The organism is Ferrovibrio sp., from assembly GCF_041906005.1.
Taxonomy (GTDB): Bacteria; Pseudomonadota; Alphaproteobacteria; order Ferrovibrionales; family Ferrovibrionaceae; genus Ferrovibrio.
In genome coordinates, this window is sequence record NZ_JAYRJY010000001.1 from 1,786,521 (window position 1) to 1,800,903 (window position 14,383).

Annotated in this window: 16 protein-coding genes; 9 read left to right on the plus strand and 7 right to left on the minus strand. The window is 62.4% G+C overall.

The genetic code is table 11. From position 1 onward, the window contains the following. The gene (locus tag ACE3OO_RS08615; RefSeq protein ID WP_374301790.1) at positions 1-756 is read right to left on the minus strand and encodes a substrate-binding periplasmic protein; all 756 of its coding nucleotides are present in this window, start codon (positions 754-756) and stop codon (positions 1-3) included. A gap of 175 nt (positions 757-931) precedes the next feature. Here ACE3OO_RS08615 and ACE3OO_RS08620 point away from each other — a divergent pair, with 175 nt between their 5' ends. Then, positions 932-1,282, plus strand: coding sequence for a helix-turn-helix domain-containing protein (locus ACE3OO_RS08620; protein ID WP_374301792.1), 351 nt, complete (start codon positions 932-934; stop codon positions 1,280-1,282). Positions 1,283-1,302: 20 nt separating this feature from the next. On the opposite strand, the gene ACE3OO_RS08625 is transcribed toward ACE3OO_RS08620, so the two are convergent. The 3 genes from ACE3OO_RS08625 to hslV form a co-directional block, all read right to left on the minus strand. Beyond that, positions 1,303-2,091, minus strand: a complete 789-nt coding sequence (locus ACE3OO_RS08625) for an SDR family NAD(P)-dependent oxidoreductase (protein ID WP_374301794.1) — start codon at positions 2,089-2,091, stop codon at positions 1,303-1,305. A 61-nt stretch (positions 2,092-2,152) separates the two neighbouring features. Continuing rightward, positions 2,153-3,469 (minus strand): ATP-dependent protease ATPase subunit HslU, encoded by a 1,317-nt coding sequence (hslU, locus tag ACE3OO_RS08630; RefSeq protein ID WP_374301796.1) that lies wholly within the window; start codon positions 3,467-3,469, stop codon positions 2,153-2,155. Further along, positions 3,466-4,023 (minus strand): ATP-dependent protease subunit HslV, encoded by a 558-nt coding sequence (gene hslV / locus ACE3OO_RS08635; RefSeq protein WP_374301797.1) that lies wholly within the window; start codon positions 4,021-4,023, stop codon positions 3,466-3,468. The genes hslU and hslV overlap by 4 nt, the downstream gene beginning before the upstream one ends. Before the next feature lie 229 nt (positions 4,024-4,252). Between hslV and ACE3OO_RS08640 the strand changes: the two genes are divergently transcribed. Beyond that, positions 4,253-5,122 (plus strand): hypothetical protein, encoded by an 870-nt coding sequence (locus ACE3OO_RS08640; RefSeq protein ID WP_374301799.1) that lies wholly within the window; start codon positions 4,253-4,255, stop codon positions 5,120-5,122. Between the two features lie 7 nt (positions 5,123-5,129). Here ACE3OO_RS08640 and ACE3OO_RS08645 read toward each other — a convergent pair whose 3' ends face one another. Continuing rightward, positions 5,130-5,945 carry a hypothetical protein gene (locus tag ACE3OO_RS08645; RefSeq protein ID WP_374301801.1) on the minus strand — a complete coding sequence of 272 codons (816 nt, stop codon included), beginning with the start codon at positions 5,943-5,945 and terminating at the stop codon, positions 5,130-5,132. 179 nt (positions 5,946-6,124) lie between these two features. After that, complete coding sequence (locus ACE3OO_RS08650) at positions 6,125-6,574, minus strand: helix-turn-helix domain-containing protein (RefSeq protein WP_374301803.1); 450 nt, start codon at positions 6,572-6,574, stop codon at positions 6,125-6,127. A gap of 521 nt (positions 6,575-7,095) precedes the next feature. Here ACE3OO_RS08650 and ACE3OO_RS08655 point away from each other — a divergent pair. The 7 genes from ACE3OO_RS08655 (at position 7,096) to hisA (ending at position 13,591) form a co-directional block, all read left to right on the plus strand. Then, positions 7,096-9,462 carry a methyl-accepting chemotaxis protein gene (locus ACE3OO_RS08655; protein ID WP_374301805.1) on the plus strand — a complete coding sequence of 789 codons (2,367 nt, stop codon included), beginning with the start codon at positions 7,096-7,098 and terminating at the stop codon, positions 9,460-9,462. Between the two features lie 448 nt (positions 9,463-9,910). Next, positions 9,911-10,393 (plus strand): hypothetical protein, encoded by a 483-nt coding sequence (locus ACE3OO_RS08660; protein ID WP_374301807.1) that lies wholly within the window; start codon positions 9,911-9,913, stop codon positions 10,391-10,393. A gap of 177 nt (positions 10,394-10,570) precedes the next feature. Beyond that, positions 10,571-11,164: an imidazoleglycerol-phosphate dehydratase HisB gene (gene hisB, locus ACE3OO_RS08665; RefSeq protein WP_374301809.1), complete on the plus strand. Its 594-nt coding sequence runs from the start codon at positions 10,571-10,573 to the stop codon at positions 11,162-11,164. Between the two features lie 12 nt (positions 11,165-11,176). Beyond that, a complete protein-coding gene (locus ACE3OO_RS08670; protein WP_374301811.1) occupies positions 11,177-11,638 on the plus strand; it encodes a DUF2628 domain-containing protein in 462 nt (153 codons plus the stop codon). Next, positions 11,638-12,282, plus strand: coding sequence for an imidazole glycerol phosphate synthase subunit HisH (hisH, locus tag ACE3OO_RS08675; RefSeq protein WP_374301813.1), 645 nt, complete (start codon positions 11,638-11,640; stop codon positions 12,280-12,282). The genes ACE3OO_RS08670 and hisH overlap by 1 nt, the downstream gene beginning before the upstream one ends. Continuing rightward, positions 12,279-12,857 (plus strand): N-acetyltransferase family protein, encoded by a 579-nt coding sequence (locus ACE3OO_RS08680; protein ID WP_374301815.1) that lies wholly within the window; start codon positions 12,279-12,281, stop codon positions 12,855-12,857. The genes hisH and ACE3OO_RS08680 overlap by 4 nt, the downstream gene beginning before the upstream one ends. Beyond that, positions 12,854-13,591 (plus strand): 1-(5-phosphoribosyl)-5-[(5-phosphoribosylamino)methylideneamino]imidazole-4-carboxamide isomerase, encoded by a 738-nt coding sequence (gene hisA, locus ACE3OO_RS08685; RefSeq protein ID WP_374301817.1) that lies wholly within the window; start codon positions 12,854-12,856, stop codon positions 13,589-13,591. Before ACE3OO_RS08680 ends, hisA begins: the two co-directional genes overlap by 4 nt. Here hisA and ACE3OO_RS08690 read toward each other — a convergent pair. Next, positions 13,588-14,196, minus strand: coding sequence for a TetR/AcrR family transcriptional regulator (locus tag ACE3OO_RS08690; RefSeq protein WP_374301819.1), 609 nt, complete (start codon positions 14,194-14,196; stop codon positions 13,588-13,590). The two genes, hisA and ACE3OO_RS08690, sit on opposite strands and share 4 nt — an antisense overlap. Between the last annotated feature and the right edge of the window lie 187 nt (positions 14,197-14,383).

The window sequence follows — 14,383 nt, forward strand, 5'->3', positions numbered from 1 at the left end:
TCAGCCCGGCCGCTCGCCCGGATTGCGAAGGGCGCCATTCTGCGCCTGTGGCCCGCTGTCCCAGCGGCGCAGGATCTGGTCGTAGAGGCCACTGCGCCGGATGGCTTCCAGGCCACGGTCGAAACTGGTGCAGAGGGCGGCATCGCGGAAGGCGACGCTGTAGTCGGTGGGCGGGAACAGATCATATTCCTGCAGCGCGGCACTGGTGTCGATGCCGATATCGGGGCTGCGCATCAGGTAGCGGAAGATGCGGCGATCCATGATCACCACGTCAGTGCGGTCGCCGAACAATGCGCGCACCTGCAGCATCTGATTGGCCACCTCGCGATAACGTGGATTGCGCACCTGCACATCTGCCATGGCAGGGCCCAGGATGCGGTGGGCGTTCTGAAAGGCCATCACGTCGTAGCCGACCAGATCGACTACGTCGCGCAGCACCAGCCTGCGGCCGGCCAGGGCAAAGGCGGCATTGCGATAGACCAGCAGGGTACGCGTCAGGCAGCCGGGCAGACCCATGCTGGCATTGGCCGGCGTGATGCCGTCAAAGATGCCGCGGCGAAAATCCTCGCCCAGCCGGCCGAATGGGACCAGCACGGCGCGGAAATCCAGGCCCCCGGCCTGCAGCACTGCGGCCACCAACTCGTATTCCAGACCACTCATGCTGCCGTCGGGTTTCGCGGTCACATAAGGCGCCACCGGGCGCAGACCGATGGTTAGTGGCGTGTGTCCAGACGGTTGCGCCCGGGCTGCGGTCATGGGTATCGCGCCTGCCAGCAGGAGGGCTGCAAGCGGAAAAGTCCGGCGGGCGATCCATAACAGGAGGCCGCCAAGGATGTGGCATCGTAACACGCCCAGATATTAGGATGCGGCCGATGATCCGGCAATGTGAACAGATGTATTCAGGCGGCAGACAGGTGCGGAGGGTTACGCGATGACCCCGTTCGGCGCGCGCATCCGCAGCCTGCGCCAGGCGCGCGGCATCTCGCTTAAGCAGATGGCGGCCGATCTGGGTGTTTCGGCGGCCTATCTTTCGGCGCTGGAACATGGCCATCGCGGCCGGCCAAGCTGGTTGCTGCTGCAGCGTATCTGCGGGTATCTCAACATCATCTGGGACGATGCCGAAGAACTGGCTGAACTGGCCAAGATGTCGCATCCGCGCGTCACCATCGACACGGCAGGTTTAAGCCCCCGGGCGACGCTGCTGGCCAACGAACTGGGTCGGCGCATCGACAAACTGGACGATGCGAAACTGGAACAGATGCTCAAGCTGCTGCGCGGCTGAGGCCCTGAAGATACCCTGCGTCAGCGCCCCGCCGCCGGGCGCGGCGCCGCCAGCCGCATGCCGGCATCGATCATCAACGTCTCGCCGGTGATGTTCGGCGCCGAGGTCAGGAAGAAGGCAATGTTCTCGGCAATGTCGGCGGCGGTGTTGGTGCGGCCCAGCGGCGCCATCGCGGCCCAGCCCGCCCGCAGCGCCTCGTAAGCCGTCTCGCCCATGCCCTGTTTCAGCCACTCGCCCTCGACAAAGCCGGGGCAGACGCTGTTGATGCGTACCTCAGGAGCCAGGACACGGGCCAGGCCCAGGGTCAGGCCGTTCAGCGCTGCCTTTGATGCAACATAGGCCAGCGATGAACCGACGGCGACCACGCCGGCGATCGACGAAACATTGACAATGGCACCTTTCGTGGCACGCAGATAGGGCTCGGCGGCGCGCACCATCTGGAAGGGGCCGATGGTGTTCACGGCATAGATGTCGTGGAAATCCTGCGCCGACAGGCCGGCAAGGTCCTTATGGGCGACGAACTTCGTCGTGCCGGCATTGTTGACCAGATAATCCAGATGGCCGAAATGGCTTACCGCCTCATCCACGATGCGGCGGCAATCGGTGTCACGGGCCACGTTACCCTGCACCAGCAGGGTATCGACGCCGCTCTTGCGGCATTCGGCGGCTACGGCTTCGGCCGCCGTCCGGCTTTTCGAGAAATTGATGGCTATGCCGCAGCCGCGCGCGGCCAACAGCCTGGCCGTGGCGGCGCCGATGCCGCTGGAGGCGCCGGTTATCAGCGCCACGCGCCCTGAAAGATCGGTCATCGCTTGTCCTCCCGTTTCTGCGACTAGCAGACGACGGGAGGACGCGCCGGTCAAGTCGGCTTTACAGGATGAACTTGCTCAGGTCGGCATTCTTCGCCAGATCGCCGATGCGGGCCTTCACATAGGCCGCATCGATGGTCACCGTTTCGCCGGAATGGTCGGCCGCCGTGTAGCTGATTTCCTCCAGCACGCGCTCCAGAATGGTGTGCAGGCGGCGGGCGCCGATATTTTCCACGCCTTCATTTACATCCGCCGCGATCTGCGCCAGCGCATCGATGGCATCGTCGGTGAAGCTGAGTGTCACCTGCTCAGTGCCCAGCAGGGCGACATACTGCTTTAGCAGGCTGGCCTCGGGCTCAGTCAGGATGCGCTTGAAATCCTCACGCGTCAGGCCTTTCAGCTCCACGCGGATCGGCAGGCGGCCCTGCAATTCGGGCAGCAAGTCGCTTGGCTTGGCCACCGAGAAGGCGCCTGAGGCGATGAACAGGATATGGTCTGTTTTCACGGTGCCGTGTTTCGTGTTGACCACCGTGCCCTCGATCAGCGGCAGCAGATCGCGCTGCACGCCTTCGCGCGACACGTCGCCGCCACCGCGATATTCGCTGCGCGCGCAGATTTTGTCGATCTCGTCGATGAAGACGATGCCGTTCTGCTCCACCGAGGCAATGGCCTCCTTCACCAGGTTGTCCTGGTCCAGCAGCTTGTCGCTTTCCTCCTGGATCAGGGCCTTCATCGCCTCGCCCACGCTGGTCTTGCGCGGTTTGCCGCGCAGGCCGCCGAATGCCTTGCCCAGCATGTCCTGCAGGTTGGCCATGCCCATCTGCGCACCCGGCATGCCGGGAATCTCGAACATCGGCATGCCACTGCTGCCGGCATCCTTCAGTTCGATCTCGATCTCGCGCTTGTCCAGTTCACCCTCGCGCAGCATCTTGCGGAATTTCTGCCGCGTCTCGACGCTGGCCTTGTCGCCGACCAGGGCATCCAGCAGACGTTCCTCGGCCGCCAGCTCGGCGCGTGCGGACACTTCCTTGCGTTTGCGCTCGCGCGTCATGGTCACGGCGCTGTCCAGAAGATCGCGTACGATCTGCTCGACATCGCGGCCGACATAACCGACCTCGGTGAATTTGGTGGCTTCCACCTTCAGGAAAGGCGCGTTGGCCAGTTTGGCCAGCCGGCGCGAGATTTCCGTTTTGCCCACCCCGGTCGGGCCGATCATCAGGATGTTCTTCGGCAGCACCTCGTCGCGCAGGGCATCAGGCAGCTGCTGGCGGCGCCAGCGGTTGCGCAGGGCGACGGCGACGGCCTTCTTGGCCTCGTGCTGGCCGACGATATAACGGTCGAGTTCGGAAACGATTTCGCGCGGCGAGAACGAGGTCATGACAGGGTTTCGATGATGATGTTGCGGTTGGTGTAGACGCAGATGTCGGCGGCGATTTCCAGGCTGCGCCTGGCAATCTGCTCGGCGGTCATGTCGGACCGGTCGATCAGCGCGCGAGCGGCTGCCAGCGCGTAGTTGCCGCCCGAGCCGATGCCGATCAGGCCGTCTTCGGGTTCCAGCACGTCGCCCGTGCCGGTCAGCACCAGCGAAACGGATCTGTCGGCCACCGCCATCATGGCTTCCAGGCGCCGCAGGTAGCGGTCGGTGCGCCAGTCCTTGGCCAGTTCGACGCAGGCGCGAGCCAGTTGGCCGGGATGACGCTCCAGTTTCGCCTCCAGCCGCTCGAACAGGGTGAAGGCGTCGGCGGTGGCGCCGGCAAAACCGGCCAGGATCGAACCGTCGCCGATACGGCGCACCTTGCGGGCATTGGATTTGATCACGGTCTGGCCAAGGCTGACCTGGCCATCGCCGGCCAGAACCACCTGATCGCCCTTGCGGACGGCAAGGATGGTGGTGCCATGCCAGGTCGGCACGCGGTCGTCGCTGCTGCTCATGACGGGAAAACCTCAAGCATTGGAATGCCCTATCATGTAGGGAGGCATGCCCGTGCATGCAAGCCGCCCCACATCGCCCAGCCATTGTCACGATCCTGGCCTGCAACCGGCAGTCTATGCTGCTTTGGTGGAGAGGCGAGTACGGGTGTAGGTCGCCCCCTCGACTCCTGTCACGCCCTATCCTAGAATTTTATCCACATCGGCCGATGGTCGCGGCCGGGGGGAATGGATGAACTATCTCATTGATCCAAACGGAAACTGGTGGCGCTGGCCGTCTGCGAACCTGGCCGAGCGCCTCGGATATCCCGACCCCGATTTCGACATGCCGTCTTATGCGGCGCGCAATCTCGGTTATGTCTGGCTGCTGGTGCAGCCGAATGTGACCTTCCTGCAATTCCGCGCCGGCATGCTCAGCCGCTTTTGCCTCGACTCGCTCAAGCCCTATCTGCGCAAGGCGGTGAAAGACAAGCCGGTTGGCCTGGTCTATTTCGCCAGCGGCTGGCTTGAGGAAGCCTATGTGGATGCCGAGCCATTGCTGGCGCGTGTTGACGAACTGGCGTTCCTGCGCGAACCGCGCATGCGGGATTTGTTTATTCGCAAGCCACATGAGCCACGCGACTGGGTGCACCATACCCATCGCGATCTGGCTGGCCTGTTTGAGCTATGGCGTTTTGTTGATGGCCAGTATACTCCGCCGGTCGAACGCTATCTAAAACAGACCGGCCTGATAAACAGAACAGTTCATGTTGAGCCCGGCAGTGACGGCAATCTGTATGTGAATACCAGCGGCGCCGGATTCACTGTTTACGATGATTTCTCCTTTCAGAATTGCATCGGCCGTCTACTGACCGATCAGCCTGACAAGGCGTATGGGCGTTGGGTTGAAAACACATATAAGAACTGTCTGGTGACTGGCGACCCAGTGCTCGACGACGTTGATGCCATCATTGAACAAGATGGGCATGATCCCCGCCGCCGGCGTTATCAGCGCGTCATTTTGCGCTGGCGCACGCCGGACGGCAGGCGACTCATTACCGGTAGCTCGCTGGTCAATGCGACTATCTCGATACCACTGGGTGTCGATAAACCTTCCGCTTAGTTTTAGTTCAGTTGGCAATCGGCCGCTGTTCGCTGGTATCCGGTTTGCGGCGCTGCTTTTCTTCTGCTTCTTCTAGCAGAGCTTCGAAGCGTGCCATGTCCGCCAGCATTTCTGCTTGGGGCATCCATACCAGAGTGCCCTGATAATGCGGACCAACAGGCGAATTATACCAATCCATGGCCGGTTCGACGCGCCGATAGCCATAAGCGGCAGCAACACCCACTTCAACGAGCTTGGTGCTGACAAAGCTGATCGTGTAATCGGCATCCCATTTCGTATAGGCCAATGCCCGTGAGATACGGGGTAGAATAACGGCCATATGGCGGCGACGATAATCAGGATGAATCCAGGTGCAGCCCGAATAGACAACACGACCGTTGATGCGCGCAGCACTTGGCGCACTGATGGTGCAGCTTTCGCCATCGTGCCGCATCTTGGTGGGGTCGGCGTAGAACAACTTCAAACTTTCGATTGCCTCGCCCAGATTGCTGTCGCTGAGATCGAACATATGCGCCGCTTGGGTGCTGATAATCTCGCCATCGCTGTTGCGGCCGATCAGCCAGAATCCCTTGCTGGCGTCGATGCCGCTATAATGACAATCAAAGGTCGGTGGTAATCCGTACCAATGTTTGAGGTTCATGCGGTTCACCTCGCGCAGTAGCTCAAAATCGACACTGAACTCCAGGGAGATACCGCGATCTCGGGCGGCCTTGTCGGCGGCCAGAAAGAAGTGGCCGAGCTTTTCACGAGGGCCGTGATTGAGGGTGATCTGGTCGAGAAGACGCCGGGATTTCTGGGTAAGACGCGGGTAGTGGATAGACATACATGCCTCCGTTGCAGGGTGGTAACGGCGGCGAGTCTACACACTTGCGGTTAGGCTGACATTGGGAATGCGTTTCCTAGGTTGTATCGCTGCAATGATGGCGGCATAAAAAAACCGGGCCGTTGCCGGCCCGGTTTAATTGTCAGTGATTGAGATCGCCGGGGTAGCCCCAGAGAAGATCAGGACTGCACCGTCTCCGGTTCCTCTTCGCCCTCGGGCTTGCCACTGTAAGAGGCAGCCGCAGCTTTGATCAGCTGGAAGATCCGGTCGCGCACCATCGGATCGGTGATCTTGCCGAAATTGCGCACCAACTCCAGCGCCTGCCGCCGCGAGACCGGGCTCTTGTCCTGCTCGATCTCGGAAACCACGGCATGCTCGGGCCGTGCGGTCGGCTGCTGCTCGATGCCGGGCATGTCCTCGAAGAAGTAGGAAGGCGGCACGTTCAGGATCTGGGCGAATTGCTGCAACCGGCTGGCGCCAATGCGGTTCAGGCCCTTTTCGTATTTCTGGATTTGCTGAAAGCTCAATCCCACCGAGGCGCCGAGCCGCTCCTGGCTGAATCCCGCCAAGGTGCGGCAAGCGCGCAGCCTGGCCCCGACATGCGCGTCGTAAGGGTTCGGTTTACGCATCGACTTCTCCATCCAAAGTGAGTCAGTACACCCGTTTGATGTAGTGTTTTTACCACCAGTCGGGCGTCGCTGCTACCCGGTTGCAACTTTAGGCTTGCTCCAAAATCGGGGATATTTCCGGCACTTACACTATGTTTCGCGGGCGGGAATCCGCCTGCAACGAGAATGGTTTAGGTCGGGAACAACTATGGCGTCGGCACCAATTTCATCCGTCACGGCCACATCCATCCCCGGTGTAAAATTTTGATAACCCATTCGCGCCGCCGGTCCCTTGACCGCGCCGCAGCCTATCGCGAGGGTAGAGATCACAGGAGGAAACACCGACTAGGCGCAGTGTCGCAATACCCGGCCTGCCGGCCGGTGATCGGTGTCGAGGAGTTCTGTTCATGCGTGATGTTGCGCCGTCTTTCCCGCCCCCTGATCCGTCCCTGGCCGGTTCCGGCCGCTCCCGCCCCCTCTGATCCTTCCCCTGACCGTCCGGTCCGCCGGCCAAGTGCCGCCGGATGCCCATGGAGAATCCTATGGCCGTTTCGCTTCCCCCTGTCGGCACTGTGTCTGCCGATCCCGCCAACGATATGCCGCAGGCAGACGATCCGACCCAGGATGTGGCCCAAGATTCGGCCCGAGGGCCGGCCCAGAAATCAGCCCGGGCTACCACGGCTCTGGCCGCCCTGCTGGCGCGGCTGGGTATCCGTCTGCGTATCGCCATCGGTTTTGCCGTCGCCCTCAGCTTGCTGGCGGTCGTTGCGGCGGCATCGATCTTTGGCGTGCAGCGGGGCGGCGATGCCTTCCTGGTCTATGACCGGATCACCACCAACAACCAGCGCCTGCAGGAATTTGAACGCGATGTGATCGACCTGCGCCGCAGCCTGCTGCTGTTCGTGGAGCGCGATGATCCGCGCGGCCTGCTGACCACGCGCCGGCTGGAACCGAAAATGACAGAAACCCTGGCCAGCCTGCTGGAAAGCGTGCGCGACCCCCAGCGCAGGGCCGCGCTGGCCGAAATCACGCCGCTGATGCAAGCGACATTCACAAAGCTGTCTCAGGCGTTGACGGCGCGCAACAAGCTCAAATCGGTCAGCAGCGGCCAACTGGAAGTCTATGGACCGATGACGCGCGATCATCTGATGCAGCTGATCCGCTCGGCGATCCGCCAGAACAAATTCGTTGTCGCCACCGAAGCCGGTCTCGTGCTGGACGCATTTTCCGAAATCCGCGTCGCGGCCACGGGTTTTGTCGGCATGGGCGATATGTCGCAGGCGGCAGAAGCGCGCGGCAAGGTCACCCAGTTCGTCGATATGATCCAGGATCTCAAGAATCAACTGGATAACGAAGAACAGCTTAAACTCGCGAGCGATGCCGAACGTTATGCCCGCGAATACGAAACCGGCATCAGTGATGCCGTGAAGGCCGCTGGCGATCTCAATCGCCTTGTCTATCAGGAAATGGAACAGGAAATCGCCCAGATCACGGCCAAGCTGGACGAGATCAAAACCAGCCAAAGCGCCACGCTGGCCACCGAACGCGAAGCAGCCACGGCAGCATTCCGGGCCACCTTCGTTACAGTGCTGGTTGTCTCGCTCGCGGCTTTCGCCGTGGGCCTGCTGTTTGCCTGGCTGATCGGCCGCAGCATCGCCAATCCGGTGACCGCGCTGACCGATGCAATGACGGTGCTGGCAAAGGGCGATTACGGCGTCGATGTGCCAGGCCTGACCCGCGGTGATGAGATCGGCCGCATGGCTGCGGCGGTGGCCGTGTTCAAGCAGAATGGCCAGGAAAACCAGCGCCTGCGCGATGCGGTGGAAGCCGAGCGTCAGGCCGCTGAGCGCAACCGCGCCGAACAGGATGCGCTGCTCGATCGCGCAGTGGGCGAGATCGTCGCCGCCGCGGCCAATGGCGATTTGGCCCAGCGTATCGACACCGTGCCACTCAGTGGCGTGGCTGTCCGTCTGGGCGATGGCGTCAATCGCCTGCTCGATGCCATTGGCGGCGCAATCGATGCAGTCGGCGGGGTCCTGTCCGGTCTGGCCGCCGGCGATCTGACGCGGCGGGTCGAAGGTGAATATCGCGGCGTGTTCGCCAAGCTGCAGGGCGACGTGAACATGGCTGGCAATACGCTGGCCGATGCAATGAAGCATATTGCCGATAATGCCAATGCCGTGCGTGATGCCTCGGCCGAGATCTCAACCGGCAGCCAGGACCTGGCGCAGCGCACCGAAAGCCAGGCCGCGGCCCTGGAGCAGACGGCGGCCTCGATGCACCAGGTTACGGCGACGGTGAAGCAGAATGCCGACAACGCCCAGGCCGCCAACCAGCTCGCCACGGCGGCGCGCGACACGGCGTCATCAGGCGGTACCATCGTCCAGCAGGCCGTGGCAGCGATGGGTGAAATCGAAACCAGCGCGCAGAAGATCGTCGACATCGTGTCGCTGATCGACGAGATCGCCTTCCAGACCAACCTGCTGGCGCTGAATGCCAGCGTGGAGGCGGCTCGCGCGGGTGAAGCCGGCAAGGGTTTCGCCGTGGTGGCGCAGGAAGTGCGCGCCCTGGCCCAGCGTTCGGCCAACGCGTCGAAAGACATCAAGGCGCTGATCCAGGAATCGAATGCCCAGGTGAAGACCGGCGCCACCCTGGTCAACCAGGCCGGCAGCTCGCTGACCGAGATCGTCACCGCGATCAAGAAGGTGTCGGATATCGTCGCCGAAATCGCCGCGGCCTCGGCGGAACAGGCGCGTGGCCTGGAAGAGGTGAACGGCGCAGTGGTCAACATGGACGAGATGACCCAGCGCAATGGCGCCCTGGTCGAGCAGACCAATGCCTCGGCGCAGACGCTGGCCAATCAGTCCGATGCCCTGGCGGGCCTGCTGGCCCGCTTCCGCATCGCCTGACATCTGACCAGGGGCCGGCCGGGAACTATTCCATCCGATTGTCGTTTCCGATTTCCCATGATGAATGGGGAAATCGGATGGATACCCCGTGTCGGTGTCTAAGACATGGTAAATGCAAGGAGAATTGATTTTTATCGAGTTCTAGTTTAATTCTTTCATGTGAATACAAGAGCATTCTATAACCTATCGGAAAAGCAGTATTTTTTCTGTTTTTCACTCGCCAAAAAAGAGCAATGCCGCTAGTCTGGACTCGTTAAGCGAGTCCGGCGGTCTGTAAACAAAGGATTTTTTGCTCGCATATCGAGTGGTAGCCACCCAGACGGCATGACAGGCTGCAACCGAACCGAATGGTTAATGACTACGGTGAATCAAGGAAACTTTTCCGCCATTCCTGCCCGACCTGCCTCGCGCCACGCTCCTGCCCTGCAGAAGTCCGGCGAGAGGCGGCATGACGGCTGAGGCGGACGCCATGGTCGAGCGGCTCCGTCGCGTCCTGGCCCTGTTGCAGGCCACGCCTTTTCCGCTCGATCTGATCGACAATCCGGGGCGGACCGGTCAGTGGCTGGTGGCCTTGCAGAATTTGCAGCAATGCCTGGCGGTGTTGCGTGGCGACAGCCGCACATCGGCCGGCTTGCCGGCAGAAAGTCGCGGCGAGCGCCTGGCCCGCATGTTCAATCGCATGATTGCCGGCCTGCCGATGGCCTGCCTGGTCGAATTGTCGCCGGTGATCAAGCTCGGCCTGCTGCGGCCATTGCTGCAGGACCTGGATATGGCAGAGCGCCGCCTGCGGGGCAGCCCGGTTTATGAAGTGACGGCTTTGGGCGCCTGGCTGTCGCAATACCGCATAGTCATGGCGGAAATGGCCGCCCGCCATGTGGCGCCTGATCCGCCCGTCGATCTGCGACCACCCGAAACCGTGCCGGCTGGTTAACCCGCCGGACAAGTCCGTCCGGCAAATCCAGGATAATCCAAGGGCAAAGCTGCCTAGCCTGACCCGCCGGTTCCTGCTATACCGCGCCCGTCCGCGCCCGCTGGCCCCTTTCAGGCCCGATCCGCCCGGCGGACATGCGTTGCTGTCGTTGCCGTATCAGTGCGAGGAGAGTGCCCCATGGCCGCACGTCAGGCCAGCATTGCCCGGAAAACCAAGGAAACCGAGATCGCGGTGAAACTCGATCTCGATGGCACCGGCGTCTACAAGATCTCCACCGGGGTCGGTTTTCTCGACCACATGCTCGAGCAGCTATCGCGTCACAGCCTGATCGACCTCGAGGTTCAGGCCAAGGGCGATATCCATATCGATTTCCATCACCTGACCGAAGATACCGGCATTGCCATCGGCCAGGCCGTGGCCAAGGCTTTGGGCGAGCGCGCCGGCATTCAGCGTTATGGCGACGCCCTGATCCCGATGGACGAGACGCTGACCCGTGTCGCGCTCGACGTGTCGAACCGGCCGTATCTGATCTGGAAGGTGAATTTCACCCGGCCCAAGCTCGGCGACATGGATACCGAGCTGTTCAAGGAATGGTTCCAGGCTTTCGCGCAGAATGCCGGCATCACCCTGCATGTCGAGAATCTGTACGGCGAGAACAACCACCACATCGTCGAGACCTGCTACAAGGGCCTCGCCCGTGCCCTGCGCGCCGCCTTCACGCTGGATACGCGCAGTCCGCATGCGGTGCCTTCCACCAAAGGCACGCTGTAAAGCGGGGCAATCATGCGTTTCTTCACCTTGCATGAACGCCCCGGCCCAACCGGCGGCGATCCGCAGGTCGTGGCCGTGGGCAATGGCTTTTCCTGGTGGGCGGCAATTTTTCCGCCGCTCTGGCTGCTGCGCCATCGCCTCTGGCTTGGCCTGATCGGCTATCTGCTGCTCAGCATGATCTGGGGCATCGCCCTGGAACTCGGCGATATCGCCGAACCCGCCGCCACCGTACTGGCATTGGGGCTGAGTTTCCTGATCGGCGCCATGGCGGCGGATTACCGGCGCTGGACTCTCGCTCGTCGGGGCTGGCGTTTCGTGGGCGTGCTGCGTGCCAGCGATGCGCAAGAGGCAGAAGAAGGATATATCCGCGGCCATGCCACAGCAGGCGTATCTTCGCCGGCGGGTGCATCGGCTGCGCCGGTTCGCATCCTGCTGCCGCAGCAGCAGACCGACGCATTTCCGAGGTTGGTGTGATGAAGCTGTCCCTGATCGATTACGGCTCGGGCAACCTGCGGTCGGCCGCCAAGGCGATCCAGCGCGCCGCCGATGAAAACGGCCTCGCGCTCGATCTGGCAGTCACCGCCGACACGAAGGCCGTTGCTGCCGCCGATGCCATCGTGCTGCCGGGCGTGGGCGCTTTCGCCGACTGCTATCGGGGCCTGAGCAGTTTGCCCGGCATGATCGAGACGCTGAACGAGCAGGTGATCAAAGGTGGCAAACCCTTTCTGGGCATCTGCGTCGGCATGCAGCTGATGGCCACAGTCGGCCGTGAGCATGGCGAGCATAAGGGTCTGGGCTGGATCGACGGCGCGGTGGAAATGCTCCGACCTTCCGATGCCGCGCTGAAGGTGCCGCATATGGGCTGGAACCAGTTGCGCCTGCTGCAGCCGCAGCACCCGGTGCTGGCCGGCATCACGTCCGGTGATCATGCCTATTTCGTGCACAGCTATCACCTGCGACCCAACGATTCCGCCGTGGTGCTGGCCGAGGCCGATTACGGCGGCCCGGTGGTGGCGGCCATTGGCCGCGACAACATGGTTGGCACGCAGTTCCATCCTGAGAAAAGCCAGGCCACCGGCCTGCGGTTGCTGGCCAACTTCCTGCGGTGGCGACCATGAGCAACGAGCCGGACGAGATGCGCACCATGGCGGTTAAGCTGCAGCAGATCACGCCCAATGCGGTGGTCGAAAAGGTGGTCGCGCTTGGCGATGACGAGATCGACGAGCTTTCCGAAGCCGCAGAGAAGGCGATCATCGACGGCAACGGCTTTGGCTGGCTGAAGGTGCCGCCGCGCCGGGTTCTGGAAAGCTACTGGCGTGGCGTGCTGCTGATGCCACAGCGTGATCTGTTCGTTGCCCGGCTGGATGGCGCCATCGTCGGTTCGGCGCAGTTGTTGCGCCCGCCACCCAATAACGAGGCTCAGGCGCATTCTGCCACGCTGACCACCTTCTTCATCGCGCCCTGGGCGCGGGGTCATGGCTTGGCGCGGGGCCTGGTGAAAGTGGTGGAGGATACCGCCCGCGAGGCCGGCTTCCGCCAGATCGACCTCGATTTCCGCGCCACCCAGACGGCGGCGATCCAGCTCTGTGAGCAGGCAGGCTATAAACGCTGGGGTACCAAGCCACGATATGCTTTTGTCGACGGCGCCTATGTCGACGGTTATTTCTACACCAAGGCTCTGATCAGCGAATGAGCGCCCTCAATCTTTATCCCGCCATCGATCTCAAGAATGGCGAATGCGTCCGTCTGCAGCAGGGCGACATGAACCGTGTCACGGTCTTCAATCGCGATCCCGCTGCCCAGGCAAAACAATGGCAGGATGCGGGCTTTCGATATCTGCATCTGGTCGATCTGGACGGCGCCTTTGCCGGCAAGCCGGCCAATGCCGAAGCCGTGCGCGCCATTCGCAAGGCTGTGACCCTGCCGATCCAGCTCGGCGGCGGCATCCGCGATGAGGCCACCATCGAAAACTGGCTTGAGGCCGGCATTTCCCGCGTGATCCTCGGCACGGTTGCCGTGCGTAATCCCGATCTGGTGAAGGCGGCAGCGAAACGCTGGCCCGGTCGTGTCGTGGTCGGCATTGATGCCCGCTCGGGCCGCGTGGCGGTGGAAGGCTGGGCCGAGGCCAGCGATCTGGATGCCATCGACCTGGCGAAGAAATTCGTCGATGCCGGCGTGGCCGCCATCGTCTACACGGATATTGATCGCGACGGCCTGCTGAAAGGCGTGAATGTCGTGGCCACCGCGGCGATGGCGCGCGCCGTGCCGATCCCGGTGATCGCCTCGGGCGGTCTGGCCGGCATCGAGGATGTGATTGCGCTGAAGAAGGAAGCCGCCAACGGTGCGGCGATCGACGGCGCGATCCTGGGCCGCGCGCTGTATGATGGCCGTATCGATCCGGCCGCTGCGTTGCGGGAAGCGGCCTAGGCCGCTTTCGGCAGGGCCGCGTCGAGGATCGCCCCCGCTGCGGCCGCGGCATGATCGGCCATCGCCGGCTGCTGCGTCACCATCGCGGCGACAATGGCGCCATCCATCAAAAGGCCGATCTGGTGCGCCAGCGCATCGGGAGCATTGATGCCCGCCTCGCGGGCCAGACGGCCGAAAAATTCCAGCACCGCGCCTTTGTGTTTCAGCGTCAGGCCACGCAACCGCGTCTCGCCCTTATCATGTTCGGCCACGGCATTGATGAAGGCGCAGCCGAAATAATCCTCGCGTTCGAACCAGCGGCGTAAAACCGGGAACACCGCTTTCAGCTTTTGCGCCGGCGTGCCGCCCGCAGCTTCCACGGCCGAGAAGAACCAGTCGCGCCATTCCTCGCCTTCGCGTTCCAGCACGGCATAGAGCAGGCCTTCCTTGGAACCGAAGCGGTTATACAACGTCATCCGCGCCACGCCGGATTCCGCAATGATGCGGTCGATGCCGGTGGCATGGATGCCGTCGCGGCAGAACAGCAGCTTGGCGGTGCTCAGCAGGCGTTCAGTCGGCTGGGCGGTGCCGTCGGTCTCGGTAACGGGGGCGGGCTGGGACTGCATGGTGCTCTGAGAAGACTCTGAACGGATCGGTCTGTCTAGGGCTTTGTATAAGCTAGCCCCGGTCGGCTGGATAGTCACAATCCGGACTGTGGAATTGCCCAAGATTCCGGCCTCTGCCCGTCGGCGCTGCATGCTTTGCGGTCAGACTCGATCATCGGGTAGTTCGCAAAATCTCTAAGCCATTGAT

What these genes read in the sequence shown, in the direction of transcription:
- ACE3OO_RS08650 (WP_374301803.1), bottom strand. Translation starts at nt 6,574, where the DNA reads ATGCGTAAACCGAACCCTTACGACGCGCATGTCGGGGCCAGGCTGCGC.
- ACE3OO_RS08645 (WP_374301801.1), bottom strand. Translation starts at nt 5,945, where the DNA reads ATGTCTATCCACTACCCGCGTCTTACCCAGAAATCCCGGCGTCTTCTC.
- ACE3OO_RS08640 (WP_374301799.1), top strand. Translation starts at nt 4,253, where the DNA reads ATGAACTATCTCATTGATCCAAACGGAAACTGGTGGCGCTGGCCGTCT.
- ACE3OO_RS08655 (WP_374301805.1), top strand. Translation starts at nt 7,096, where the DNA reads ATGGCCGTTTCGCTTCCCCCTGTCGGCACTGTGTCTGCCGATCCCGCC.
- hslV (WP_374301797.1), bottom strand. Translation starts at nt 4,023, where the DNA reads ATGAGCAGCAGCGACGACCGCGTGCCGACCTGGCATGGCACCACCATC.
- hisA (WP_374301817.1), top strand. Translation starts at nt 12,854, where the DNA reads ATGAGCGCCCTCAATCTTTATCCCGCCATCGATCTCAAGAATGGCGAA.
- ACE3OO_RS08680 (WP_374301815.1), top strand. Translation starts at nt 12,279, where the DNA reads ATGAGCAACGAGCCGGACGAGATGCGCACCATGGCGGTTAAGCTGCAG.
- hisB (WP_374301809.1), top strand. Translation starts at nt 10,571, where the DNA reads ATGGCCGCACGTCAGGCCAGCATTGCCCGGAAAACCAAGGAAACCGAG.
- hslU (WP_374301796.1), bottom strand. Translation starts at nt 3,469, where the DNA reads ATGACCTCGTTCTCGCCGCGCGAAATCGTTTCCGAACTCGACCGTTAT.
- ACE3OO_RS08620 (WP_374301792.1), top strand. Translation starts at nt 932, where the DNA reads ATGACCCCGTTCGGCGCGCGCATCCGCAGCCTGCGCCAGGCGCGCGGC.
- ACE3OO_RS08625 (WP_374301794.1), bottom strand. Translation starts at nt 2,091, where the DNA reads ATGACCGATCTTTCAGGGCGCGTGGCGCTGATAACCGGCGCCTCCAGC.
- ACE3OO_RS08690 (WP_374301819.1), bottom strand. Translation starts at nt 14,196, where the DNA reads ATGCAGTCCCAGCCCGCCCCCGTTACCGAGACCGACGGCACCGCCCAG.
- hisH (WP_374301813.1), top strand. Translation starts at nt 11,638, where the DNA reads ATGAAGCTGTCCCTGATCGATTACGGCTCGGGCAACCTGCGGTCGGCC.
- ACE3OO_RS08670 (WP_374301811.1), top strand. Translation starts at nt 11,177, where the DNA reads ATGCGTTTCTTCACCTTGCATGAACGCCCCGGCCCAACCGGCGGCGAT.
- ACE3OO_RS08615 (WP_374301790.1), bottom strand. Translation starts at nt 756, where the DNA reads ATGACCGCAGCCCGGGCGCAACCGTCTGGACACACGCCACTAACCATC.
- ACE3OO_RS08660 (WP_374301807.1), top strand. Translation starts at nt 9,911, where the DNA reads ATGACGGCTGAGGCGGACGCCATGGTCGAGCGGCTCCGTCGCGTCCTG.